The sequence below is a fragment of the Megasphaera sueciensis genome (assembly GCF_050219315.1).
GTDB classification, from domain to species: Bacteria; Bacillota; Negativicutes; order Veillonellales; family Megasphaeraceae; genus Megasphaera_A; species Megasphaera_A sueciensis.
Genome location: NZ_CP116939.1, coordinates 856,226 through 880,411, shown reverse-complemented (window position 1 = coordinate 880,411; position 24,186 = coordinate 856,226). Strand labels below are relative to the sequence as shown.

Sequence of the window (24,186 nt, the reverse complement as noted above, 5' to 3'; positions counted from 1 at the left end):
TTGAAAAATATCTTTCTATTAGCGTTAGCGTGTGATGTGTGTTATAATGATACAACAAATAAAAAATGACTGCCGAATGACTGGCAGTGGAGGGCTTTAGCGTATCTAAAGCCCCCTTTGCTGTGAGGTAATTTGAATATGAATGATATGTTATATCAAAGAATGTGTGAGGATACAAATCTGACTTCTTCGCGTAAGCTTTTTACTATTACCGGATGCCATAGCATATATGGTCTCGGAGGTTCTGCAAAGGTCGCTTTTACCGGCATGACATTGGCTATGTCGGGGAAAAAGGCCGTTATTGTTGTGCCGACAAAAGAGCAGCAGGTTTCCTGGATTTCTGATTTGCAGTTTTTTGCACCTGCTTTGAAAACGCTTGATTTTCCGCTCGTGGACAGAGCTGTTTTTTCAACAACGGCTAAAAGTATGGAGCGAGCTGCCAGACAGATGGAGGTGTTGAGTGGTTTGCGCCAGCAGCGTCCAGATGTTGTGGTTGCTACAGCGGAAGAAGCAGCGCAGTACGTTGTGACTCCTCAGGTTATTGATGATGCAGCTGTCGAACTGCGGGTACAAACGGAATGCGATCGCGATGCATTGCTTCAACATCTTGTAAACGGTGGCTACGAGCGAGTGGATATGGTGGATCGTCGCGGTCATTTTTCGGTCCGTGGGGATATTTTGGACATTTATGCTATAAATCAGGAATCAGCCGTGCGTATAGAATTTTTTGGAGACGAGATTGATAGTCTTCGTTTTTTTGATGCCAATACGCAGAAATCTGTCCGACAGGTTGCAGAAATCCGTATATTGCCGGTGTCTTTAGGAACGGAAGCGGGTATATTTAAATCGACGATTCTGGATTATATGGATAATGGTATTATTATATGGGATGAACCGAATCGGACTCGCGAAGCATTGAAAAAAGTTGTAAAGGAATCGGATGATTACAAAAAATGGCTTTGTCCTTGGAAAAAATTTGCTGGCGAGACCAGAGACTGTGTACAGATTATTTTGTCTCTTTTAGCACAGTCTGTGCCGGATATGTTTATTGATGAGTCGTCCAGTTTTACTGCAAAGACAATGGCAAGTTTTCAAAAACAGTTTGTTTTATTAAAAGATGAGTTGGATCATTGGCGAGAAAATAAAAATTCTGTTATTTTTGTTATTAGCAGTAAACAGCGCAGTGATTCATTATCCAGCTGGCTTCGGCAGAACGACATAGAACCTGTGTTTTATGAGGGGGAGCAGGAGTTGATTCCGGCAGCTGTTTATATTGCCGATGGTGAGATACGCAACGGATTTGAATTGCCCTATGCCAGACTGGTTATGCTTTCCGAACGCGATATATATGGCATGCAGAAACACCGATTGCGCCATCATGTGCAAAAGGGTGAAGAAATCAATTATTTTACGGATCTCAAAGTGGGAGATTATGTCGTTCACGAAGTACACGGCATTGGTAAGTATGTGGGAATCAAAACCATTGAAATGGATGATGTTCATAAAGATTATTTGGAAATTCACTATGCTGGGAAAGATACATTATATGTTCCGACCGATCAAATCAATCTATTGCAGCGGTATATAGGCAATGAGGGCGAAGCCCCGAAACTTCATACGATGGGGGGGAATGACTGGCAAAAGACCCGCAGTAAGGCCCAAAAATCAATTACTGATTTAGCGGAAAAGCTGGTAGCTATTTATGCACAGCGGGAAATTGTTGCGGGATTTGCATATCCACCCGATTCACCATGGCAAAAAGAGTTTGAAGAGGCATTTCCATATGAAGAAACCGAAGATCAGCTCAAAGCGGTTGTAGAGATAAAAAAGAGCATGGAACAGCCGTATCCGATGGATTGTTTGGTATGTGGAGATGTCGGCTTTGGTAAAACGGAAGTAGCCATGCGGGCTGTATTTAAGGCTGTGATGGGCGGCAAGCAGGTTGCAGTGCTTGTACCCACAACGGTGTTGGCTCAGCAGCATTTTCAAACCTTTACAGAACGATTTCGTAATTTCGGGGCACGTTGTGAAGTATTGAACCGGTTCCGTTCGGCTAAAGAGAAAAAAGATATTTTAGCGAATGTGTGGACTGGGGAAATTGATGTATTGATTGGTACGCACAGTTTATTGAACAAAAAGGTCCGCTTTAAAAATCTTGGACTTCTTGTTGTCGATGAAGAACAGCGATTCGGTGTAGCACAAAAAGAAAAATGGAAATCGTGGGCAGCTCATATCGATGTGTTGACGTTGAGTGCAACACCTATTCCGCGAACCTTACATATGTCTTTGGTCGGAGTGCGCCAAATGTGCGTTATTGAAACACCGCCGACAGATCGTTTTCCTGTACAGACATATGTCGTTGAATATGATGCCCACCTTGTTCATGATGCGATAATGCGGGAAAAAAGACGAGGTGGACAGGTATTTTTTGTCTATAATCGAGTGGCCACTATTGAGCGTATGAAGGAGGAGCTTCAAGCATTATTGCCGGATATTACAATTGGAATTGCGCATGGACAAATGAGTGGTGCCATGCTTGAACAAGTTATGTTTGATTTTTACGAAGGACAGTATGATGTGTTGTTGTGTTCGAGTTTAGTTGAAAATGGTCTTGATGTGGCGAATGCCAATACCATTATTATTTATGATGCGGATCATTTCGGGTTGTCACAACTATATCAGATGCGTGGGCGTGTAGGACGCAGTCATCGTATGGCATATGCCTACTTCTTGTACCGCAAGGATAAAATTCTTTCGGAAGTGGCTGAAAAGCGATTACAGGCTATCAAGGAGTTTACAGAACTGGGTTCTGGATTTAAAATAGCTATGCGGGATTTAGAAATCCGCGGAGCCGGAAATTTATTAGGTCGGGAACAGCATGGAAATATAGCAAGCGTAGGGTTTGCCATGTATTGTCATATGTTGGAAGAGGCCATTGCCAAAGCCCAGAACGAAAATGGACAGATCGGAGAAATTTCGCAGCCTAAAACGGTCATGGATATTCATATTGATGCCTTTATCGATGACGCCTACATTCAAAACGGCGGCCAGAAAGTTGAAATGTACCAGCGGATGGCGATGCTTCGAACTCAGAAGGAATTTACTGATTTGCGACAAGAAATCATTGACCGATACGGTAAACCTACCCTGCCGGTGGAAACCTTATTGCGGGCGACACAAATTCGATTAATGGGGAAAGAAATCGGACTTATCCTTATTGCAGAGAAAAAAGATTGGTTAGAGTTAAAATGGCGGAGTATTGCGGAAATGCCGCCGTTGGCACGACTAGAAGATGCGCTGTGTAAACGTTTTCGGATAGTTCCAGATTCATCCGTTACATTGCGTGTTTCTACGAAGGGAATCACAGATATATTGTCTTTTCTTGAATATTTATTTCAGTCGATTGTTAGGCTAAGAAAGGGGAATCGGCTTGACTAAGAGCTCATTTTTACGCGGAGCTATGATACTGACTTTTGCCGGTATTGTGGTTAAAATATTAGGCGGCGTCAATCGTATCCTTCTTTCCCGGCTTTTAGGCGGGGAAGGGATAGGTCTTTACCAAATGGCGTATCCTATGTACATATTGCTGCTTAGTATTGCCGGAGCGGGGATTCCGATTGCTGTTTCCATTATGATTGCCGAACAGGCGGCAAGGGGAAACTATAGTGGTACCAAGCGGGTGTTTCATATTACCTTGGTTTTTACATTGATTATTGCTGTACTATGCGGACTGGGATTAGCCTTAGGTGCAAACTTCCTTATCACTTGCGGTTTGGTGCGAGATGAACGGGCCTATTTGCCGCTTTTCGTATTGGCACCGGCTCTTACCGTGTCGATTATAACGTGTTGTTTCCGTGGTTATTTTCAAGGGTTGCAGCTTATGACTCCGACAGCTATTTCCCAAATGCTCGATCAGTTTGTGCGAGTGTGTGCTATGCTGGCGCTGGCAAGTTTTTTTCTGCCTTACGGGCTTGAAAAAGCAGCTGCCGGAGCGACTTTTGGCGCTGTTCCGGGTGCGATAGCCGGTTTGACCGCTATTGTTTGGATTTATTACCGGTATACAAAAAAACAGCAGCCTTGTGATACCGGGAAGTTTGTGCAAAGTTCTCCCGGGGCTGTTATCAAACGTCTTATTATTCTTGCCGTACCGGTTGCGGCAGCTAATATGCTGCTGCCTGCTGTGGCTAGTATTGATTTGTTCATTGTACCGCAGCGCTTGGAGGCTGCGGGGTATACTGTACATCAGGCAACGGCTCTTTTCGGGTATTTGACGGGCATGGCTAACGGTATCGTGCAGCTTCCGGCTATTTTGACGATGGCACTAGCAACGAGTCTTGTTCCTGCTGTATCAGCGGCATATGCCGCCAGTCGCATGGATATCGTACTGCAGCGTACGAATACAGCGATGCGTATTGCTAATCTTATTACGATGCCGGCAACGTTTGGCATGGCGGTGCTGGCTGTACCTATTTCTCAAATGCTATATGCAACGCCGCTGGCAGGGCCGGCTATTTGTGTATTATCCTTGTCTGTCCTGCTTGTCGGGGTACAGCAAGTTACCAGCGGACTTTTACAAGGAATGGGACATACAGCGATTCCTTTATATAATATGGTGGTAGCAGCATTGCTGAAAATCGTTTTGAGCTGGCATTTGACTGCGATTCCATGGTTGGGTGAAGTGGGGGCGGCATGGGCGACCAATGCAGATTTGGCAATGGCGACGGTACTGAATCTTTATTTTGCATATCGATACGCGCACTATGTCATACAATGGAAATATATGGGAAAATTACTTGCGGCATCGGCGTTGACAGGCGTTACGGCGTGGTTTGTATATCATGCACTGGTTTTTCTGTTAGGTAATACAGTGGCTACTACGGCAGCCATATTGACAGCGATTATCATCTATTTAGCGGGTTTGCTGCTAGTACATGCGGTGACTCCTGACGATGTGCAGAAAATACCAATCGCAGGGGAAAAATTGAATCAAATAATGGGGAAACTGCATCATTAACAAATCGTTTTTGGAGGATACTATGAGAAATATTCGACTTATATCAGTAGGCATGTTCCCTGATGAGTCCATTAGCCTTTCTGCGTACCGGAAGATGCAGCAGGCAGAGATTGTATTTGTGAGTAACCATTATCCCCATATTATGGACTTTTTGGAAAAAGAAAACATTACATATAAAAGATTACCATGTGTGCGGGTGATTGCTGGACAGGAAGTTCTCTGCCAGGAAGCCGTTTCCATGCTGCTGCAATGGGCACAGCAACATGAAGTATTATATATTACTGTCGATGCGGCTGCCGATCCTGTAGCAAAACAATTGGATGAACAGGTTCGGCAGGTGAATCCGGGCATTGCTATAGCTATCGAAACAGGAAGTCCGATTGATATAGGATTGCCGTTTGATATGCAGCCCCTGCTCGATGTTATGGCAGAGCTGCGGAGTGATGATCATGGATGTCCGTGGGACAGAGCACAAACACATCGTACGCTGCGACGTTACTTACTGGAGGAAGTGTACGAAATGCTGGATGCGGTGGATATGGACGATATGCTGGGTATTCGGGAAGAAATGGGAGATATACTGTATCAGATTGCATTTCACTGCCGATTGGCTGAAGAGAAAGGCCTATTTAGTGCACAGGATGTCGTGAAAGATGTTACCGATAAAATGATTAGACGACATCCGCATGTTTTCGATAAGAAAAAGCTTGAAAACATAGGTAAGAGTATGGTAAACTGGGATAGATTAAAGCAAGGAGAACAACGACAGCAGCATCAACATCTTCTTGACGGTGTGGTAAAAGGAATGCCTTCTTTACTTGAAACATATAAACTTCAAGAGAAATCTGCCAAGGTAGGTTTTGAGTGGGAAGTAACTGACCAGGTTTGGGATAAAGTACAAGAAGAAGTGCAGGAGCTGAAAGATGCTCTGCAGGAGAAAAATCCGACCCATATCGAAGAAGTAGCAGGTGATGTCTTGTTTGTGTTGGTCAATTTATTTCGGCGGCATTGTATAGAGCCGGAATGTGCGTTACATCGTGCTAACAGCAAATTCCGTCGTAGATTTTCTTACGTGGAAGATAAAGTTAAGGAAAGCGGTAAATCCTGGCAGATGTTCACCCTGCTGGAATTGAATGATTTCTGGAAGGAAGCAAAGGAAATCGAAGGGCGTAGTTCCACCGTATAGGGACGGAATTCATTTAGCAGCGAATTTATAGATGTAACAGAAAAAAGGAGGATTTGTTATGAACAAAACAGAATTGATTGCTAGTGTTGCACAGAAGTCCGATTTGACAAAGAAAGACGCTGAAAAGGCTGTAAAAGCTGTGTTTGCTTCCATCAGCGAAACCTTGAATAAAGGTGACAAAGTACAAATTATCGGCTTTGGTACTTTCGAAGTACGCCAGCGTAAAGCTCGTGAAGGTCGCAATCCCCAGAACAACAAGCCAATCAAAATCAAAGCTTCCAAGACTCCGGCATTTAAAGCTGGTAAACAGTTGAAAGATATGGTTAATAAAAAATAAGCTTTTGTAATGTACTAAGGGCCGCATCTTAATACGGCCCTTTTCTTTTCTTGGATTTTGTCGTAACATAGTAATATATCCAATTGTTTCATAAGTCTTGTCAAAAGAGGGAAACAGGATGAAAAAGAAAAAGGTGCTTATTCTGTCAGCATCAATTGGTGCTGGACATACGCAGGCAGCACGAGCAATAGAAGAATATTTAAGACAGGTTCCCGGACAATGTGAAGTAGAGCATGTGGACTTTTTATCCAATGATTTTCTTTCCATTGATAATTTGGTTAAGGAAACGTACATAAAAATCTTGGATGTATTTCCTATGTTGTATGATTTGATGTATTACTCTTCGCAAGGATACAAAAAGGGAATGATGGTAAAGACCATGGTAGCATGGGGCTTGAAACGGCGTATGATGCGTGTTATTACGGAAAGAAAACCGGACATTATTGTATTTACACACCCGTTTCCAGCTGCTGCGGCGGCTCTTTTAAAACGACAGCATCGCATTGATATTCCACTTGTAGCGGTCATTACAGATTTTGCTATCCATCAGTTTTGGATATATCAGCAGATGGATTTATATTGTGTTGCGGCTTCACAAATTAAAGACCTGCTTATTCACCAGCGCATTGATCGACAGAAAATTATTGTATCAGGAATCCCAATTCGCAATACGTTTCAACAGGAACGGTGGCAATTGGAAACAAGTCGTAAGCGGGAACGTAATATACTGATTATGGGCGGTGGTCTTGGCATGGGGTCCATTAAACAATCATTGGCGCTTCTTGATCAACTTGACAACGTGGATAGTTTTACTGTCGTTGCTGGATATAATGCGGATTTGTACGATCAAGTGTCTCAAATGCGCAGTGAATTACGACATACTGTATATGTATATGGCTATACAAACCGTATTTCTTCCTTGATGGTTCAGGCAACGCTGCTTGTTACTAAACCGGGAGCACTTACTTGTACGGAGGCAGCTACCGTTCAAATTCCGATGGTTTTATACAGTCCGATTCCAGGTCAGGAAGAGGCAAATGCTACGTATATGCAGAAAAAAGGATGTGCTCGCTGGGTGAAACATTCGGAAGAGTTGGTTTCAACCGTATCTGAACTTATGACCAATCCAGAAGAATTGCGGCATATGTCTCAAGCTAGTGTAGCATGTCATCGCTATGGGGCACAAATTGTCGGTAAACAAGTTTTACAGATGCTGCAGCTTGAAGAAGCAGCGCATGTTGCCAATATGGGCTTTGCGGAATGTTCCGATACCCGGGCATAATATATGATTTTACAACCGGAGTATTGAATAGCAGACAGTTATTCGCAACTCCGGTTTTATTATAAAGGAGTAACTTATGGAACGAAAATCCAGACGTCAACCACAAAAGCGTACTTCTTCAACATCTGTGTGCAGGAAAGAAACTCTCATAAAACCATTGTCTATTTTATTTCTTATGATAGCATTGTGTGTGGGCGCATATTGGAATATAAACGATACCAGCTCTTCAAAACATGTGGCCGATGAAAAGATGACACAGATTGAAGGAGGCAGGGCTTCTGGAAAAAATATGGATTATACGGAGGCGTCCAAAGAACTTCAAGATGCAGTAGATACATGGATGAAGTCACAGGGCGCGGCTATAACTGTTATTGATACGGCTAAGCGTGAAGAGAACCGCCGGGCGACACATGGCAAAATTTTTTGGACGACAAACCGCATGCAGGTAATACCGAAAGAAACATTTTCCCGCAGTTCTTTAGAAAAAGAATTAGCTATAAGCGGTGATAAAGCTGTTTTATATAATGTGGGAAAAACAAATTTCAACGGTACTGAAGTTACAGAATATGATATCGCTCTTTTCGATATGCTGGATAAGGAACAGTTATATCTTGTTGTTGAAAAACTGTATGTAACGGCGCCGGGGACCTCAGTAGGTATTATAGAAAAAATTAAAACCGTTATTGCTGGATCAAAATCGGGAATTGTGAAAAAAAGTTCAGAGGATAAAACGGATAACAGCAGTAGTCCGCAGACACATCCGAATACCATTAAAGGCCGATTGGCCATTGTTATTGATGATTGCGGTTCACGGACCGATGTTATATATACATTGAATACTCTTTCCATTCCTCTTACCTATGCCGTGATGCCGTATAAACCATATACTACGTTGAGTGCGAATCTGGGATATGCGGCGGGAAGACAAATTTTTGTCCACATGCCGATGCAGCCATTGAATGTTCCTTCTTCAGAAACTGTATATATCGGTACCCATATGAGCGACAGCAAAATTAAAACGACAGTAAATGAACTTTTGGATCAGGTGCCTCATGCAATCGGCATGAATAACCATCAGGGATCAGGAGCGACGGCAGACAGCCGTGTTATGAAGGCTGTAATGGAGGTTATGAAACAACGAGGACTTATATACCTTGACAGTCGTACAAACAGTGCCTCCATTGGGGCACAGACGGCAGCGTCGATGGGAATAGCGACTGGACGCAATTCCTTATTCCTTGATAATGATGCAGATGTGGAATCTGTAAAAAAACGCATTCGTCAGGCCGGACACATTGCTGTGAATAATGGCAGCTGTATTGTTATCGGACATTGCCGGCCTAATACGGCAGAAGCGATTGCAGAAATGATTGATGAATTGCATGATGAAGGGGTAGATATCGTCTTCGCTTCAGAATTAATGCAATAAGGGGGATGTTTTGTGGAAGCATTTGGTGGGGATTTTTCTTTGGGTACACTGTTATTTGTTATGTGCGGAGGTTTTTTGTCAGGGTTTATAGATTCCATTGCCGGCGGTGGCGGCCTTATTTCCCTGCCGGTTCTTTTAACTGCAGGATTACCGCCCCATTATGCGTTGGGGACAAATAAATTTTCTGCGACGTTTGGTATTTTAATGAGCTCGTATCAGTTTTGGCGGGCTGGTAAAGTGGATATGCATTTTGTTAAAAAATTACTTCCGTTTACTTTTATTGGTGCGGGTATCGGATCTGTATGTATGCTCCATTTATCAGCGGAAATTCTTAAACCCATCATTATTTGTGCACTTGTTGCTACTGCTGTGTTTGTTATGACTAAACGTGATTGGGGGAGTATAAGTACCTATCAGGGAGAGACAAGAAAAAAAATATTGTTGTGGTGTTTGATCGCATTTGCTATTGGTATTTATGATGGGTTTATCGGTCCGGGAACCGGGACATTTCTCATTGTTGGCTTTGTTATGACAGGTTTTGATTTTGTCGTTGCAGCAGGAAATGCCAAGATGCTTAACATGATGAGTAATATTACTTCATTTGTGCTTTTTGTTTTTTGGGATAAAGTATTGTATGGGTATGGCATTGCTATGGCAGTATCTTTGTTTTTGGGTGCCTACTTTGGAGCACGTTTGGCAATCACTAAAGGCTCGTCTTTTATTCGCATAGTTATGCTGGTTGTTACAAGTGTACTTATTGGTAAATTAGCTTTGAATTATTTAGGAGTGGTGTAATAAGGAGGCGCGTATGAAAGAAAAGGTAGCTCTTATTAGTGGCGGTACATCAGGTATTGGTCTGGCGTGCGCAGCAGAGCTGCTTAAGTGCGGCTGGTGTGTAGCGATAAATGGACGCAGTACGACACAGGGAGAAAAAGCTCTTCATATGCTGTCCGTGCTACCAGGACGGGCAATATATATACAAGGCGATGTTGCGCGTGATGAGGAATGCTGTTCTATGGTAGATAAAACCATTGCTTACTTTGGCCGTATGGACGGATTGATTACTTCGGCAGGTATTTATGAAGAACAGTTGTTGGAAGAAACAGTGCCGGAAGATGTGTTTCGTTTATTTACAATTAATGTATTTGGTACTATTTCGTTGTGCAGGTATGCATTGCCGCATTTAAAAAAAAATAAGGGAAGTATTGTTACGTTGGGTTCTGATGCTGGGCTGCAGGGAAATGTGGGATGCACAGTTTATTGCGCTACCAAAGGAGCTGTCGTGGCTTTTACAAAATCCTTGGCACTTGAAGCAGCACCGCATGGAGTGCGAGTTAATTGTGTATGTCCCGGAGATGTGGCAACGCCCATGCTGGATCGACAATTGCAGAAAAATCCAGAGGTATCGATTGAATCTATGAAAGAACTATATCCGTTGTATCGTATTGCGGAACCAGAGGAAATTGCCAAAGCAGCTGTATTTTTATTGGGAGATAATGCTTCTTTTATCACTGCTGTGGCTCTCCCTGTCGACGGAGGATTGACGAGTTGGTAAAACATAAGAAAAATTGAAGAAAAAAGAGGATATTTAACCTTTTTGGGAGAATATATTCATATAGTTATTTTTTATTATTGTGTTATATACTATTAACCGAATGAGGTGGTAATGATGACAGAAGAAGCCATTGCGAAAATGGAACAGATGCAGACGGAAATAGATAAGCTTCGCGAAGAATTGGCACAGATGAAATTGTCGGCTGAAAACAAGGAAAATGTATTGAGTGATGAAACAATGCCAGCAGATTCACTTGAAGTCATTCGCACCATGGACGAAGCAACAAGTGATGACGACTTGAAGGTGGAAACCTTATGCCGCTGGGCAGCAGCCCGTGCGGGTGTTATCGTAGTAGCCCCGCTTTTGGGAACAGCGGCTCTTATGGCCAATGAAGTGTATCTTGTAAGCAGGATCGCCCGGGTATACGGCATTAAGTTATCAGAACGTGCTGTCATTGCTTTTATTGGTGCAACTTGCAGCCGGATGGCCGGAAATTTTTTGACAACGCTTATTCCCATCAGTGCTATTCAAATTCCTATTGCTGTTGGGATTACATACAGCTTGGGGCGTGTAACACAACGTTGGCTTAAAGATGGAATGCCAAGTGATATGGGACCGTATATTGCTATGATGGGTGACTGGAAAGAAAAAGCTAAGGATCAAGTAGATAAGCTTCGGGATAATCCTTTGCAGAATATTCCGCTGGGAGATGAAACGGTAGACTTCATGAAAAAATGGGGCAATGCCGCAAAGGATATTTTTATGGATATAAAAGAAAAAGGGCAAGAAGCATTGAATAATGTATGCCATCGTAGTACGCTGGCCGACGAAGTGATAGAAGAACAAGAAGCAAAAATGGATGCGGCTGCTAAAAAGGATGCAGTCCAAGCAGAGGCAGAAGCTCCGAAAACAACGGAAGAACAAGTGAAAGCGGCTGTTGAAGACGCAAAAACACCGATTATTAACGGACACTAAGAAGGCGGATTCCCATGATTAAATTATTGTCTTTTTTCGCTCGTTTTTATACACCGGGAAAATTTATTTTATTTTTAAAAACAACTGGTAAGAAGGTGCATTTTCTGCCTAAACTGCTTACTATTTTTTATTGTATGCAGGATGAAGATACCCCAAAATTCATGAAATTAATTCTTATGGGCGCCATCGGATATGTTATTCTTCCTTTTGATTTTGTTCCGGATGTAATTGCAGGAGTCGGCTGGCTTGATGATGCAGCCGTCTTAGCTGCAGCCATGCATTTTGCTGGAGCATATATTAAACCGGAACATTGGGAAAAGACAAATCGTATTCTGCCTTTCTGCAAGAGAAGGTCATGAAAACGAGACATTTCCAACAGCTGCAACTGTTGGAAATGTCCTTCTTTTTTGTCCTTTTTTTTGACAAATTTCATACCACATCGTACAATAAAGACAATGTGGATTTTTGTAAATAGGAGTCTTAGATTATGGTTACAGTTTTAGAAAAAGTACGTTATTATGAAACCGATATGATGGGGATTGTACATCATTCTAATCACATCCGCTGGTTTGAGTGCGGGCGAGTGGAATATATGCGTAAAGCGGGCATTGATTTACTGGAGCTATTGGAAGAAGGAATATCCTATCCTATCAAAAATGTTTCCTGTGAATACATTAGACCTATTTATTTTGACGATGTTATTGCTATTGAAACAAGTCTCATCAAATTATCCCGGGCGCAGATGGTATATTCATATCGTATTCGCCGTGATAAAGATGGAGAACTTTTGGCTGTAGGAACGTCGCAGAATGTGTTTGCCTATAAAGATACCGGTAAAGTTGCACGCCTCGACATGAAACGGCTGGCCGGATTACAGGCTTTATTTGAAGAAGATAAGAAACGAGCCCAATAATGGAGGAGAAGTAATGGATAAGACTACTTTACCTATCGGTGTGTTTGATTCCGGTGTAGGTGGTTTGACGGTCGTCAATAAACTGCATATGCTATTACCGCATGAAAATATTGTTTATCTCGGTGATACAAAACGCAATCCGTATGGAGAACGAACAAAATCAGAAATTTTTCAATTTACAAGAGATTTATTGGGTTTTATGACACAGGTGAATGTAAAATTGGTTGCCATTGGCTGTGGTACAATTACAGCGACTTCCTATGATACAGTAAAGCATGAAGTGGATTACCCGGTGATCGGCATGAGCCGCGGATTGTATACGGCGATGGCAACCAGCAACAAGAAAAAAATAGCTGTTTTTGCAACTCCGTTGACGATTGCTAATCACAGCCATAAGAAAATGGCAGCGCAGATAGACCCGAAAATAGAGATTGTTGAACAGGCTTGTCCGGTATTGGCTAATTTAGTGGAACGAGGAATCCTCTCAGGGGAAGAAGTAATGAAACCGCTGCGGCAGTATACTGCGCCAATTGTTGCTTCCGGTGTAGATACGGCCATTCTTGGCTGTACACATTATCCTTTTGTTCAACCGCTGTTTGAACAGCTGTGTGGTGAACATATGGCGTTTGTTGATCCAGCTCACGAGATGGCATTGGAGACATTAGATGTTTTGAAAAAATCACATCTTCTCAATGAAAGCCCGGAACATGGATACCTGCGTTTATGTTTTACGGCGGAAGCTGAACGGGGAGCAACTCTTGCGCAGCATCTTATTCCGGCACATGAATTTACGGTGGAAAAAGTCTCTCTAGCCTAATATAAAATATAATTAAAAGGAGTCCTGTATTGTGTTATTTTATGTATTGATTAACATTATCGTTGCACTTATCGGTATATGCGCAGTTTTCTATTTGCTTTTCAGGTTGTTTGCCTGGAGACAAGGCGATGCTCATTTTGTTATTGAATCACGTAAGCGTAAACCATTTGTTCTTAAGAAAATTTCGACGGATACAGCCGTGTTTGAAACAGAAGTTCCTTTCAGGAATACTGGCAAGCAGGGGGGAACTATTATGGATTTTTATCCACGCCATCTTTTACCCTATGAACAATATGATAAGTGTATCGTTCATTCTCAACTGGCTAACAAAGCAGCCGAACGTGACGATGGTTATTGGGAATCAGTCATTATTCTTCCTGGTAAGGGCGGTCACATTCGTGTGACAGTAGAACTTATCAGTAAAAATGGAAATATAAAACAAGATTTACGGACTTTCCCCGATATGTCTATTGACTTAGTTTATCAGGTAGTAGCGCGCAGTGAATGGTATATTCATAAGGCTCGTATTACCTTGAAGGCTTCAGAAGTTCAGCATGCGTTAAAAAGCATATGGGAGGAAAAATAGATTATGGCAGAATTAGAACTGGTTCCGGTTAAAACAAGAATTCTTACAGACAAAGACGATATTGTAGATAGTATTGCTGAATATGCCTCTGCACTTGTAGGTCCCGATGATATTATCTGTTCAGCTGAAAGTGTAGTAGCGATTACGCAGCGGCGATATACGCGGCCAGAGGAACTGACGCCTTCGTGGCAGGCCCGCCTTATGCGGCGTTTTGTACCAGCAGAGGGAAGTATGGCTAGTTTGTATGGTATGCAGGCTGCAATGGAGCTGGAAGGTGAATGGAAAACGTTATTTTGTTTTATCCTGGGTTTTTTTGCCAAACTTATTGGCAAGAACGGTGTATTTTATAAGCTGTGCCGGCAGGCTTCCCTGACGGATGATGTGACAGGAACGATGCCGCCTTTCGATAAATGTATTGTTTATGGACCTGCAGATCCGGATGGAGTAGCTGAAAAAATAAAAAAACGGATGAATTGCTATGGAGCCTGCATAGCGGATGTCAATGATTTGAAACGTTCGGCTGTTTTAGGACATTCGCGGGGGTTGGATCCAAAAGAAATAGCTAAAATATTAATTGACAATCCGTTTGGGAATGCATCGCAAAAAACCCCCATTGTAATTATTAAAAATTATGCACAAGTCGTTAGGGAAAATAAAGAACGGATGAAAGCAAAAAAAACCGAGGATTCAACTGATGCAGAGTAAGGTAAGGATGAAATGACTAAAACAATTATACTTGCTACACATAATAAAGGTAAAATTCGCGAATTTCGGGCAATGCTGGTGCCTCTGGGCTATGCAGTACAGTCTATCCATGAGGTAATTCCTGATATTGCGGAGCCGGAAGAAACGGGACACTCTTTTGAAGAAAACGCCTATCTAAAAGCTGTTTATTATATGAAGAAGACGGGACAGCCTTGTCTGGCAGATGATTCCGGTATTATTGCAGATGCATTGCATGATCGTCCTGGTATTTTTTCGGCACGATATGCCGGAGATGATTGTGATGATGAAAAAAATAATCAAAAATTAATTCGTGAACTGGCGCGATTTCCTGTTGAAAAACGTACGGGACGCTATGTTTGCGTATTAGTGCTTGTCTGGCCCGATGGTCATTATATTACCGCTAAGGGGACTTGTGAAGGAATTTTGCGTGATTTTTACAGTGGTACTAGTGGGTTTGGCTATGATCCGCTTTTTTACCTTCCTGAAAAAGGAAAAAGTATGGCAGAATTGACCGGAGAAGAAAAAAATACGGTAAGCCACCGTGGCAAAGCGCTGCGAGAGCTTGTGGAGCATTTACGATGAGTCAGCGACGGATAGGAATTGTCAGTGACAGTCATGGCTGTGTTTATAATATAGAATGTATGGTGAAAAAGGCTCCGGAAGTTGTTTGCTGGATACATGCCGGAGATTATTGTGAAGATGCAGAGATATTAGCGGCTTATGCGGGAGTTCCTGTTTATTCGGTACGAGGAAATAATGATTTGTATGCGTATCAGAAACCGGATTGCCGGGATGTTGCTGTTGATGGAGTTATCATTACTGTAATACATGGACATCAATGGTATGATAACCGATTAAAAAAATTAATTGAATTAGGGAAAAATCATCAAGCTTCTTTAGTGGTATTTGGACATACACATTGTCAGATGCTGGAAAAAAGAGAAAAAATACTAATTGTTAATCCGGGAAGTATTTCTCTGCCGCGTGATGGTAAAACAGGAACATATGCTGTTGGTACTATTGATAATAGTACTCTTGTAGGTGTACAATTATATGAATTGTAATTACATATGATAACAATGCAGGTCTCTGCTAAAATCTATTGACGAGGGATAATACATTATGACAGTTAAGAAAAATAAACTTAAATTATATGGATTCAATAATTTGACAAAAACGTTGAGCTTTAACATTTATGATATTTGCTACGCAAATACGGAAGAAGCTCAACGCCAGTATATCGAATATATCGACGATGCATATAATGCAGATAGATTGACAGAGATACTAAAGAAAGTGGCATCTATTATTGGTGCAAATATTTTAAATATTGCCAGCCAAGATTATGATCCACAAGGGGCCAGCGTTACTATTCTCATTTCTGAGGAACCTATTGAGGGAAAAGATGCCGATGTGGTTTGTCATCTTGATAAAAGTCATTTGACGGTTCATACATATCCTGAAAGTCACCCATATCGTGGAATCAGTACGTTTCGTGCCGATATTGACGTATCGACGTGTGGAAAAATTTCACCGCTGAATGCGTTGAACTATCTTTTGGATAGTTTTGATTCTGATATTGTAACGTTGGATTATCGTGTTCGCGGATTTACGAGAGATATTAATGGCAAAAAACTTTTTATTGATCACCGTATTAATTCCATTCAAAATTATATTGCGCCTCGAACGCGTACATTATACGATATGGTTGATGTAAATGTATATCAGGAAAATATTTTCCATACAAAGATGCTTCTTAAAGAATTTGATCTTGATAATTATTTGTTCAATGTTACAGAAGACGAATTAAATCCGAAGGAAAAAAAGCTGATTAGACAATTGGTGCGTCAGGAAATGTTAGAAGTATTTAATGGAAGAAATATGCCAACAATTCGCGAATAATTGCGGATAAATGATTGACAAAAATTCATTGAACTGATATAATATTATTTGTTCGCGGGGCATAGCGCAGTTTGGTAGCGCACCTGGCTTGGGACCAGGGGGTCGCAGGTTCAAGTCCTGCTGCTCCGACCAAAAAATGCGGGTGTAGCTCAGTGGTAGAGCGCCAGCCTTCCAAGCTGGTTATGTGGGTTCGATTCCCATCACCCGCTCCATTTTTTATTTGACTCAGTAGCTCAGCTGGATAGAGCAACAGCCTTCTAAGCTGTGGGTCTAGGGTTCGAATCCCTACTGGGTCACCAAGTAGATATGCGGGCTCTCATTTTTGGGAATCCGTTTTTTGGCATTTTGACATCTTGTCGGCACTTTATTTCGAAGATTATAATTTTTGTGCTTAGAATTTAATATATAAATATTTATTTTATTAAGTTTTTATACATTATGTTTTGAACTGTTTTGTGTAAATGACGGATTATAAATTTAATTATTGATTGGCAACATAATTTTTCTCCCATGTCATATGGCATGGGATTTTTATTTTCTTAATAAAAGAACATATGTTTTATTAAATGAAAGATATTGATAATAGAGATGTCATGATTACGAATTCTGAATGGTGTGATCAGAAAAATGATATTGATGTAGCGGAGTGTGGTGTCCTAATCAGTATGGTATGAGTGTTCCGTCAATGTCATAGTTACAGAGCTTGTCATGGGTGGGTGTCGTCATCGGTGTTCAACTATTTTTGAAAATAACGTTGTATGGGAACAAATATTATGGATAATCTTTTTTAGTCAAATTAAAATCATAAAAACAGAATTTGCGGCATATGTGTATTGGTTTAACAACAAAACAATTCGTGGAAGTTTGAGCTATAAAAGTCTTATGAAATTTAAGCAATTACTCCTCTAAAAATTTCTCCCAAAAAGTGTTGCTAATCAAGTCAGCATGATATTGGACTATTGAGATTTGTTACATTATAGATTAGACGCTTATATTATATGGGATTATAATATAAGTATTAAACAAGTTTACTATTTTTATTTTGTATAGTTAGCTGTATTTATGTAAGAAGGTGGATAGTATGAAAATTGTTTTTATAGTTCCGGCGGCCCCAATCCGACGTACTGCGTTATATCGGATTGGCGGGGCTATTTATGGACATTCCAGCGCAATCACGGGACCTTTGATATTGGGACGGATTTTAAAAGAAAAAGGATATAACGTAGAGGTGTATGAAGAGTTAAATCACGATGTTAATTATTCATTGTGTTGTGCCGATGCCGATATCATTGGAATTTATACGATGACTTCTTGTGCGCTGCGGGCGTATGAACTGGCTGATTTTTTTAGAAGGCAAAGAAAAAGGGTCATAATTGGAGGTATACATGCCAGTTCTTGTCCTGAAGAAGCGATTTGTCATGCAGATCAAGTCATAGTTGGAGAAGGTGAACGTGTTATCGCCGATGTGGTTTCCGGTAAATTAACGACTCCTATTGTATATTCTCCCAGTATTCGAAATTTGGATATTATACCATTTCCGGACTATCATTTATTGAAAACACCTTGTGATTCTGCCAATGTTATGACTACACGCGGGTGTCCCTTTGCTTGCAGTTTTTGTACCACATCTCGGATGTTTCATCCATATCGTGAACGCAGTATTGAAAATGTTATAGAAGAATTACGTGGTTATAAAAAAGCAGGATTTCAATATATGAACTTTGAAGATGATAATTTTACTGCGAATAAAGAACGTGCTAAACAGTTATTACGACGTATGTTATCAGAAGGATTAATTTTTAAAGAAACATTTTTTTTTGGCCGGACTGATTTAGCCCGCGATGAAGAGTTGTTGCAACTTTTGCAGCAGGCGCATTTGAACCGGGTTTTGATTGGAATTGAATCATTAAATCAAAAATCCTTGGATTCTGTTCATAAAAAACAGCAGGTCATAGATATCAAGCAATGTTCCCAAGTAATGAAAAAGTACAAGATAAGAGTAATTGCGAGCATCGTATTGGGATTGGACAATGACAGTATAGAGGATATGAGACGTAATGTCCGATTTTGCCGACATATACATGCCTATCAACTGCAGCCGGCTATTTTGACTCCTTTTCCAGGGACCCCTATACACCAACAGTTTGTATCTGAACATAGAATGATAACTCATGACTGGAGTCGTTTTGACATGATGCATGTAACTTTTATGCCTAAACAATTGTCTGCAAAAGAATTGCAAAAGGAATTCTTTCGTGCTATTGCAAAGTTTTATAGTTTTTCTTCGTCGTTTACCATTATGAAAATTTTTGGGTTAGAATCAGGTTTTCGTCGATTAGGATTATGGATTATAAGCAGAATTGGTCTGCTTCTGCTGCATTTGGATATACGTATATGCAAAAATAATTATTTTCATTTGCTACAATGATTCCGCATAAACTAGTAAAAATCTCTATTTACTATTATATTCATGATAGTGTTTGTTTATCGTGCGGAGTTCTATGAGTAACATCCCCCTTGCCATATGGCAAGGGGGATGTTATATGTGGTGTGCCCATGAGCACAGCCTAACGGGTAAAAGTCCTGAGTGCAGGTTAATAGTGCCGAGCACATAGCGTAAGATAAGGGCGTCCATCGCAAGGTGGAATCGAAAGGAAGCCGGCAGCAAATCAGTCTGACGAACAGAAACTTCATACAAGGCAGGCGTAGGCGGACAAGGCTGCCACTCCACCTAAAACTCAAAAAACTATGCGAAGCCAATCCTGTAGATGAGGCAGGTTGAATTGCATCCGCTGAACCCCAAAATTATTTATTGCTAAAATTAAAATAGAAAAAACATATCCCAATACAGGGTTTGACTTTCTAGGATACACATTGCTAAGAATGTTCATAAAGAACAGACAATGTGTAAATACAAGAAGGGTAGAGGTCATCGGAAAAGAGCTGAAATTCCTATGGACTACTCGATGGAGAGGTCGGTTGTTTAACTAATGGGTGATTTCCTACGCGGTTCTGTAATTTTTTTTAACTGCCCATACATTCTTGGTTGATAATCAAAAAATATATTGAATTTGTATTATTTTTCTATGAGATGATAGTTGTAATAATACGATTTATAGGACGTGTAAATGCATAAAAATAAAATAAATGTTTTTTTATTTGATAGGAACATCACAAAAAATTTATCTTTTGCAATTAGTGTTGATGAGTATTGATGATGTGATAATCTATGTTATATGTGTAAAAAAATAAAAATTGAAAAACATTTTTATACATGCTATAGTTTATTTATAATAAAAGTAGAAAGTATTATAAGGAGGTGGATGTTTTATGTATACGCAAGTATTTGATCCAATGGGTAACATGGCTTTATCCGCGTTAATTGCATTTATTCCGATTATTTTTTTCTTTTTAGTGCTAGTGATTCTCAAGGTAAAGGGATATTGGGCTGGTTTAATGACAGCAGGTGTGGCAATCGTCTTGGCAGTGTTGTTTTTCCACATGCCGTTGAATCTAGCTGTTGTATCAGCAGTTCACGGTTTCGTTTATGGTTTTTTCCCTATTGGGTGGATTGTACTTGCAGCGACATTTTTATATAATTTGACTGTTGAGACCGGACAGTTTGAAATTATAAAAAAATCAATATCCTCTATTACGGATGACCGTCGTCTGCAAGTGTTATTGATTTGTTTTTGTTTTGGCGCTTTTCTTGAAGGCGCCGCCGGTTTTGGTACTCCCGTCGCGATTACCGCAGCTATGCTTGTTGGTCTTGGGTTTAGGGCTAGATATGCAGCTTGTCTGGCGTTATTAGCGAATACGGCTCCGGTAGCTTTTGGTGGATTGGGAATTCCTGTTTTAGTTGCGGCACAAGTAACAGGATTGGATAGTGCTAATATTTCACGTCTATTAGCTTGGATTTTACCTTTAATCGGCATTATTATTCCTTTTTATATTGTTGTTGTTATGTCCGGAATCAAAGGTGTATGGGAGTTGTTTCCGGCTATCATGGTCTGTTCCGGTTCGTTTGCGCTTGTATTAGGATTTACGTCTTATTTTTTAGGACCTGTTTTGCCTGATATTACGGCTTCTATTGCGTGTTTGGTTTGTATGACGCTGTTCTTGAAAATTTGGAAACCGACTACTGTTTTTCGATTTGAGAATGATGTACCTATTGAAGAAAATAAAGAAAAACTTCACATGAAGGAAGTTATTCGTGCATGGAGCCCTTTTATTATTCTGATTATTATGATTGCTGATTGGGGTATGAAATCGGTGTTAGCCTTGTTGAATACTGTAACAATTGCGTTCCCGGTACCAATAATAAATAATGCTATTATCAGTGGAACCACGCATAGAGCGTTGCCCATGATATTTAGTTTAAATTGGTTGTCTGCTGCCGGGACGGCAATTGTATTGGCCGCTTTGGTATCGTGTATTGTGCTTAGGGTTTCTCCGGTTCGAGCCATAAAAATTTTTATTAGTTCATGCAAGCAATTGAGATGGACATTTGTGGTCATTGGTTCTGTTCTCGGATATGCATACGTGGGCAATAATTCGGGAATGATTACTACTATGGGATATTTTGTGGCAGGCAGCGGTGCATTATTTCCTTTATTTGCATCAATCATTGGGTGGATCGGTACCTTTGTCACTGGTTCTGATACATCTGCGAATGCATTGTTTGCCAAACTGCAAACAACGGCGTTTGAAGCAATCGGCTCATCTGGTTTTTTGGGAGTAGGTGCTAATTTAGCCGGCGGAGGATTGGGAAAAATGATTTCTCCGCAATCTATTGCTATCGCAGCTGCTGTTACCAACATCGTAGGAGAAGAAGGCGAATTATATAAATTTTCCATGAAGCACTCTATTATTCTGCTGGCGATCGTCAGCATATATATTTATATGCTAGCGGGGCCTCTGAATTTCTTGATCCCGGTTGTTAAAGGAGAGGTTTTAGCTGCAAGTACCGTCGACCCGTCTTTGCTATATCAAGCGGGTGCGCTGTTCCTTGCAGGAACAGTTGTGCTATTTGCCATATTTGCTGTTGTATTTAAACCTGTTAAAAATAAAATTTGATATGTTACTTTTAATTTAATAAAATGGTTTTTCAACTTAGAAAAACACAACGAAAAACCGAAACAGTAAAAGATATGCATGTGATATAGGCAGAGACCCTTGCAGATGATTTGCAGGAAGCCGGTGATATATTGTTGCATGAAGGCCTTTACTATGCTTACGGTTAATTTTAAAAACATTTGGCTGTACGATATAATGACACGGATAAGTGTATGAAGTATTTCCTTCTTAAATTTGTCCGTGTCTTTTTGTATAATGAGAGTGTGGAATCGTTCGTGTAATAATTTTCTTTCGCTTGCGGATTTAAGGGCATTGCCTGATAACGTGGCCGGGTGCGCTGCGGTGATAAGCGAAAATATTGAAAGTAGGATGGGGAAACAGCACATCGAGTAGAATAATGATTATCTCATTTACAGGGACAACGATACCCATTGTGTTTTTAATATATAAAATATTTAGTGATAATTTTTGGATTATATTATTACTGTGTTTTTGTGATTGTTTGGTTTGTTATCAACAAAAAGTATATCAAAATTAAAGATCCTTAAAAATTATTAAAGAATGCCAAAAGTGAAAAAATGATTAATACTATTCCGTTAGATTATTCCTTTTTCTCTGGATACAGTATAAATGCGCAGATATGTGGGAGGTGTATAATTCTCTTATATGTATCTGTGTTTTTTTGATATTGTCGTAAATTCAGCTATTTCTTAAAAAATTGTAGAAATATAAAATATGAGTATATACATAATAATATTTTATGTGATAAGATATGATTTTATCATGAGCTACTGCCTATTTATAACAAATTAGCATAATAGTTATTATAAATTTTTATGGACGGGTATCAACATTCCATATTTTACAAAATAGTCTTAATACAGTACTATAAACTCATAAAGCATATCGTCTAAGGCTATAGATCAAAGTAAATATTAATTATTAGAAAAGAGTTCATTTTTTAGGAGGTTAGATTATGTTAAATTTAGAGACACAGAATGGGGTATTGGAGCGGTCAACATTTCAATCGAAGCTTTTTGGAATTAAAATCAATATCGTCCCCTTGGGCATTTATTTATTTATGCTTGTGTGTATGTTTTTAGCAGTAAACAGAGGTCTTATGCCGTCTGGACTTATCGGAGGCATGACGCTGCTGGCGCTTTATGGATATGCTTGCGCGGAACTGGGCGGGCGTATCCCGCTTTTAAAATATGTTGGCGGTACGGTTATTATGGCAACATTTTTGCCATCGTATCTGGTATATGCTGATTTGATTCCGAAACTTGCCGTCACGTCTATTGTAACCTTTATGAAAACTACTAATTTTTTATATGTATATATTGCTTGCTTGGTAGTAGGTAGTATTTGCAGTATGAATCGATATGTATTAATAAAAGCATTCCTTAAGATGTTTGTACCTTTAGTCATTGGTACTATCGTAGCTATGGCAGTAGGCACTTTAGCAGGTATACTTTTTGGTATTGGCTGGTATCATACATTTTTCTTTATTGTCATCCCTATACTTGCCGGCGGCGTGGGAGAAGGAGCACTTCCTCTTTCGATGGGGTATTCTTCCATCATGGGAACGGAACAAGATGCCATTTTTGCTTCTGTTCTTCCTTGTGTTATGTTAGGCAGTCTTATTGCTATTGTTATTTCCGGCGGATTGAATATGTTAGGACAAAAGCATCCTGAATATACGGGGAATGGAAATTTATTAAAAACCGGTGATGATGAAATATTGAAAGCAGCGGCGATTGCCGAAGAAGAAAAAAAGAAAATACCTATTGATAATACGAAAATGCTTAACGTTGCTTTATTTGCTTTTTCCCTGTTTATAGGCGGGACATGGGTGGATTCAGTTATTGGATTACCGGCACCTATTGTTATGCTGGTGACTGCGGTTTGTCTTAAAGCTGCCGGGCTTGTACCCGATTACGTGGACCAAGGTGCACACGCTTTATTTCGCTTTATTGTTCTTTTTACACCACCGTTGCTGCTTGGTGTAGGCGTTGCTATGACTCCATGGAAGAATGTTGTCGCTGTATTTACCAATCCTGCCTATCTTGTTGTTATTTTAATAACAGTATCTTCGCTTATTGCAACTGCATGGTTTGTCAGTCAAAAATTAAATATGAATCCAGTGGAAGCGGCTATGGTAGTGGCTTGTCACAGCGGACAAGGCGGAACGGGTGATGTTGCGATTTTAACGGCAGGCAAGCGTTTGGAACTGATGCCGTTTGCTCAAGTATCTACACGGCTTGGCGGTGTTGCCAACGTTACGATGGCGATTGCTTTAATGCGTATTTTAGCAGGAAATTAATTTATTAGTAAAGCAGTAAGAATTGAAATTTCTCTTTTCAATTCTTACTGCTTTATTATGTTTGC

General features: G+C 40.4%; 20 protein-coding genes and 3 tRNA genes. All 23 read left to right on the top strand.

Annotated features, from left to right (window positions below):
* The first annotated feature begins 138 nt into the window (after positions 1–138).
* The 23 genes from mfd to NXG62_RS04100 all read left to right on the top strand — a co-directional run bounded on the left by mfd (position 139) and on the right by NXG62_RS04100 (position 24,121).
* Complete coding sequence (gene mfd / locus NXG62_RS04210) at positions 139–3,438, top strand: transcription-repair coupling factor (protein ID WP_427113725.1); 3,300 nt, start codon at positions 139–141, stop codon at positions 3,436–3,438.
* Complete coding sequence (locus tag NXG62_RS04205; protein ID WP_427113724.1) at positions 3,431–5,014, top strand: putative polysaccharide biosynthesis protein; 1,584 nt, start codon at positions 3,431–3,433, stop codon at positions 5,012–5,014. The genes mfd and NXG62_RS04205 overlap by 8 nt, the downstream gene beginning before the upstream one ends.
* Positions 5,015–5,036: 22 nt before the next feature.
* Positions 5,037–6,200, top strand: a complete 1,164-nt coding sequence (mazG, locus tag NXG62_RS04200) for a nucleoside triphosphate pyrophosphohydrolase (protein ID WP_427113723.1) — start codon at positions 5,037–5,039, stop codon at positions 6,198–6,200.
* A 58-nt stretch (positions 6,201–6,258) separates the two neighbouring features.
* Positions 6,259–6,537 (top strand): HU family DNA-binding protein, encoded by a 279-nt coding sequence (locus NXG62_RS04195; protein WP_091648908.1) that lies wholly within the window; start codon positions 6,259–6,261, stop codon positions 6,535–6,537.
* A 118-nt stretch (positions 6,538–6,655) separates the two neighbouring features.
* A complete protein-coding gene (locus tag NXG62_RS04190; RefSeq protein WP_427113722.1) occupies positions 6,656–7,819 on the top strand; it encodes an MGDG synthase family glycosyltransferase in 1,164 nt (387 codons plus the stop codon).
* A 76-nt stretch (positions 7,820–7,895) separates the two neighbouring features.
* Positions 7,896–9,248, top strand: coding sequence for a divergent polysaccharide deacetylase family protein (locus tag NXG62_RS04185; protein WP_427113721.1), 1,353 nt, complete (start codon positions 7,896–7,898; stop codon positions 9,246–9,248).
* 12 nt (positions 9,249–9,260) lie between these two features.
* Positions 9,261–10,043: a TSUP family transporter gene (locus tag NXG62_RS04180; protein ID WP_427113720.1), complete on the top strand. Its 783-nt coding sequence runs from the start codon at positions 9,261–9,263 to the stop codon at positions 10,041–10,043.
* A 13-nt stretch (positions 10,044–10,056) separates the two neighbouring features.
* Entirely contained in the window at positions 10,057–10,803 is a 747-nt protein-coding gene (locus tag NXG62_RS04175) for an SDR family NAD(P)-dependent oxidoreductase (RefSeq protein ID WP_427113719.1), read from the top strand.
* Positions 10,804–10,914: 111 nt separating this feature from the next.
* Positions 10,915–11,778 carry a hypothetical protein gene (locus tag NXG62_RS04170; RefSeq protein WP_427113718.1) on the top strand — a complete coding sequence of 288 codons (864 nt, stop codon included), beginning with the start codon at positions 10,915–10,917 and terminating at the stop codon, positions 11,776–11,778.
* Positions 11,779–11,792: 14 nt separating this feature from the next.
* Positions 11,793–12,137 (top strand): YkvA family protein, encoded by a 345-nt coding sequence (locus NXG62_RS04165; RefSeq protein WP_427113717.1) that lies wholly within the window; start codon positions 11,793–11,795, stop codon positions 12,135–12,137.
* Positions 12,138–12,265: 128 nt separating this feature from the next.
* Entirely contained in the window at positions 12,266–12,691 is a 426-nt protein-coding gene (locus NXG62_RS04160; protein ID WP_427113716.1) for an acyl-CoA thioesterase, read from the top strand.
* Between the two features lie 13 nt (positions 12,692–12,704).
* Positions 12,705–13,508: a glutamate racemase gene (gene murI, locus NXG62_RS04155; RefSeq protein ID WP_427113715.1), complete on the top strand. Its 804-nt coding sequence runs from the start codon at positions 12,705–12,707 to the stop codon at positions 13,506–13,508.
* 31 nt (positions 13,509–13,539) lie between these two features.
* On the top strand, positions 13,540–14,094 hold the full coding sequence (locus NXG62_RS04150) for a hypothetical protein (RefSeq protein WP_427113714.1): 555 nt from the start codon (positions 13,540–13,542) through the stop codon (positions 14,092–14,094).
* Between the two features lie 3 nt (positions 14,095–14,097).
* Positions 14,098–14,799 carry a coenzyme F420-0:L-glutamate ligase gene (locus NXG62_RS04145; protein WP_427113713.1) on the top strand — a complete coding sequence of 234 codons (702 nt, stop codon included), beginning with the start codon at positions 14,098–14,100 and terminating at the stop codon, positions 14,797–14,799.
* 12 nt (positions 14,800–14,811) lie between these two features.
* Positions 14,812–15,402: an XTP/dITP diphosphatase gene (locus tag NXG62_RS04140; RefSeq protein ID WP_427113712.1), complete on the top strand. Its 591-nt coding sequence runs from the start codon at positions 14,812–14,814 to the stop codon at positions 15,400–15,402.
* Positions 15,399–15,884: a metallophosphoesterase family protein gene (locus tag NXG62_RS04135; protein WP_427113711.1), complete on the top strand. Its 486-nt coding sequence runs from the start codon at positions 15,399–15,401 to the stop codon at positions 15,882–15,884. Before NXG62_RS04140 ends, NXG62_RS04135 begins: the two co-directional genes overlap by 4 nt.
* 58 nt (positions 15,885–15,942) lie before the next feature.
* Positions 15,943–16,722, top strand: a complete 780-nt coding sequence (gene speD / locus NXG62_RS04130) for an adenosylmethionine decarboxylase (RefSeq protein WP_427113710.1) — start codon at positions 15,943–15,945, stop codon at positions 16,720–16,722.
* A 55-nt stretch (positions 16,723–16,777) separates the two neighbouring features.
* A tRNA-Pro gene (locus tag NXG62_RS04125) sits at positions 16,778–16,854 on the top strand.
* Between the two features lie 6 nt (positions 16,855–16,860).
* Positions 16,861–16,934, top strand: a tRNA-Gly gene (locus NXG62_RS04120).
* 10 nt (positions 16,935–16,944) lie between these two features.
* A tRNA-Arg gene (locus NXG62_RS04115) sits at positions 16,945–17,021 on the top strand.
* A 782-nt stretch (positions 17,022–17,803) separates the two neighbouring features.
* The gene (locus NXG62_RS04110) at positions 17,804–19,150 is read left to right on the top strand and encodes a B12-binding domain-containing radical SAM protein (protein WP_427113709.1); all 1,347 of its coding nucleotides are present in this window, start codon (positions 17,804–17,806) and stop codon (positions 19,148–19,150) included.
* A 902-nt stretch (positions 19,151–20,052) separates the two neighbouring features.
* Positions 20,053–21,798 (top strand): L-lactate permease, encoded by a 1,746-nt coding sequence (locus NXG62_RS04105; RefSeq protein WP_427113708.1) that lies wholly within the window; start codon positions 20,053–20,055, stop codon positions 21,796–21,798.
* A 976-nt stretch (positions 21,799–22,774) separates the two neighbouring features.
* Positions 22,775–24,121, top strand: coding sequence for a 2-hydroxycarboxylate transporter family protein (locus NXG62_RS04100; protein ID WP_427113707.1), 1,347 nt, complete (start codon positions 22,775–22,777; stop codon positions 24,119–24,121).
* Positions 24,122–24,186 lie beyond the last annotated feature (65 nt).

What these genes read in the sequence shown, in the direction of transcription:
- NXG62_RS04100 (WP_427113707.1), top strand. Translation starts at nt 22,775, where the DNA reads ATGTTAAATTTAGAGACACAGAATGGGGTATTGGAGCGGTCAACATTT.
- murI (WP_427113715.1), top strand. Translation starts at nt 12,705, where the DNA reads ATGGATAAGACTACTTTACCTATCGGTGTGTTTGATTCCGGTGTAGGT.
- NXG62_RS04105 (WP_427113708.1), top strand. Translation starts at nt 20,053, where the DNA reads ATGTATACGCAAGTATTTGATCCAATGGGTAACATGGCTTTATCCGCG.
- NXG62_RS04140 (WP_427113712.1), top strand. Translation starts at nt 14,812, where the DNA reads ATGACTAAAACAATTATACTTGCTACACATAATAAAGGTAAAATTCGC.
- NXG62_RS04110 (WP_427113709.1), top strand. Translation starts at nt 17,804, where the DNA reads ATGAAAATTGTTTTTATAGTTCCGGCGGCCCCAATCCGACGTACTGCG.
- mfd (WP_427113725.1), top strand. Translation starts at nt 139, where the DNA reads ATGAATGATATGTTATATCAAAGAATGTGTGAGGATACAAATCTGACT.
- NXG62_RS04185 (WP_427113721.1), top strand. Translation starts at nt 7,896, where the DNA reads ATGGAACGAAAATCCAGACGTCAACCACAAAAGCGTACTTCTTCAACA.
- NXG62_RS04135 (WP_427113711.1), top strand. Translation starts at nt 15,399, where the DNA reads ATGAGTCAGCGACGGATAGGAATTGTCAGTGACAGTCATGGCTGTGTT.
- NXG62_RS04190 (WP_427113722.1), top strand. Translation starts at nt 6,656, where the DNA reads ATGAAAAAGAAAAAGGTGCTTATTCTGTCAGCATCAATTGGTGCTGGA.
- NXG62_RS04195 (WP_091648908.1), top strand. Translation starts at nt 6,259, where the DNA reads ATGAACAAAACAGAATTGATTGCTAGTGTTGCACAGAAGTCCGATTTG.
- NXG62_RS04145 (WP_427113713.1), top strand. Translation starts at nt 14,098, where the DNA reads ATGGCAGAATTAGAACTGGTTCCGGTTAAAACAAGAATTCTTACAGAC.
- NXG62_RS04175 (WP_427113719.1), top strand. Translation starts at nt 10,057, where the DNA reads ATGAAAGAAAAGGTAGCTCTTATTAGTGGCGGTACATCAGGTATTGGT.
- NXG62_RS04160 (WP_427113716.1), top strand. Translation starts at nt 12,266, where the DNA reads ATGGTTACAGTTTTAGAAAAAGTACGTTATTATGAAACCGATATGATG.
- speD (WP_427113710.1), top strand. Translation starts at nt 15,943, where the DNA reads ATGACAGTTAAGAAAAATAAACTTAAATTATATGGATTCAATAATTTG.
- mazG (WP_427113723.1), top strand. Translation starts at nt 5,037, where the DNA reads ATGAGAAATATTCGACTTATATCAGTAGGCATGTTCCCTGATGAGTCC.
- NXG62_RS04170 (WP_427113718.1), top strand. Translation starts at nt 10,915, where the DNA reads ATGATGACAGAAGAAGCCATTGCGAAAATGGAACAGATGCAGACGGAA.
- NXG62_RS04165 (WP_427113717.1), top strand. Translation starts at nt 11,793, where the DNA reads ATGATTAAATTATTGTCTTTTTTCGCTCGTTTTTATACACCGGGAAAA.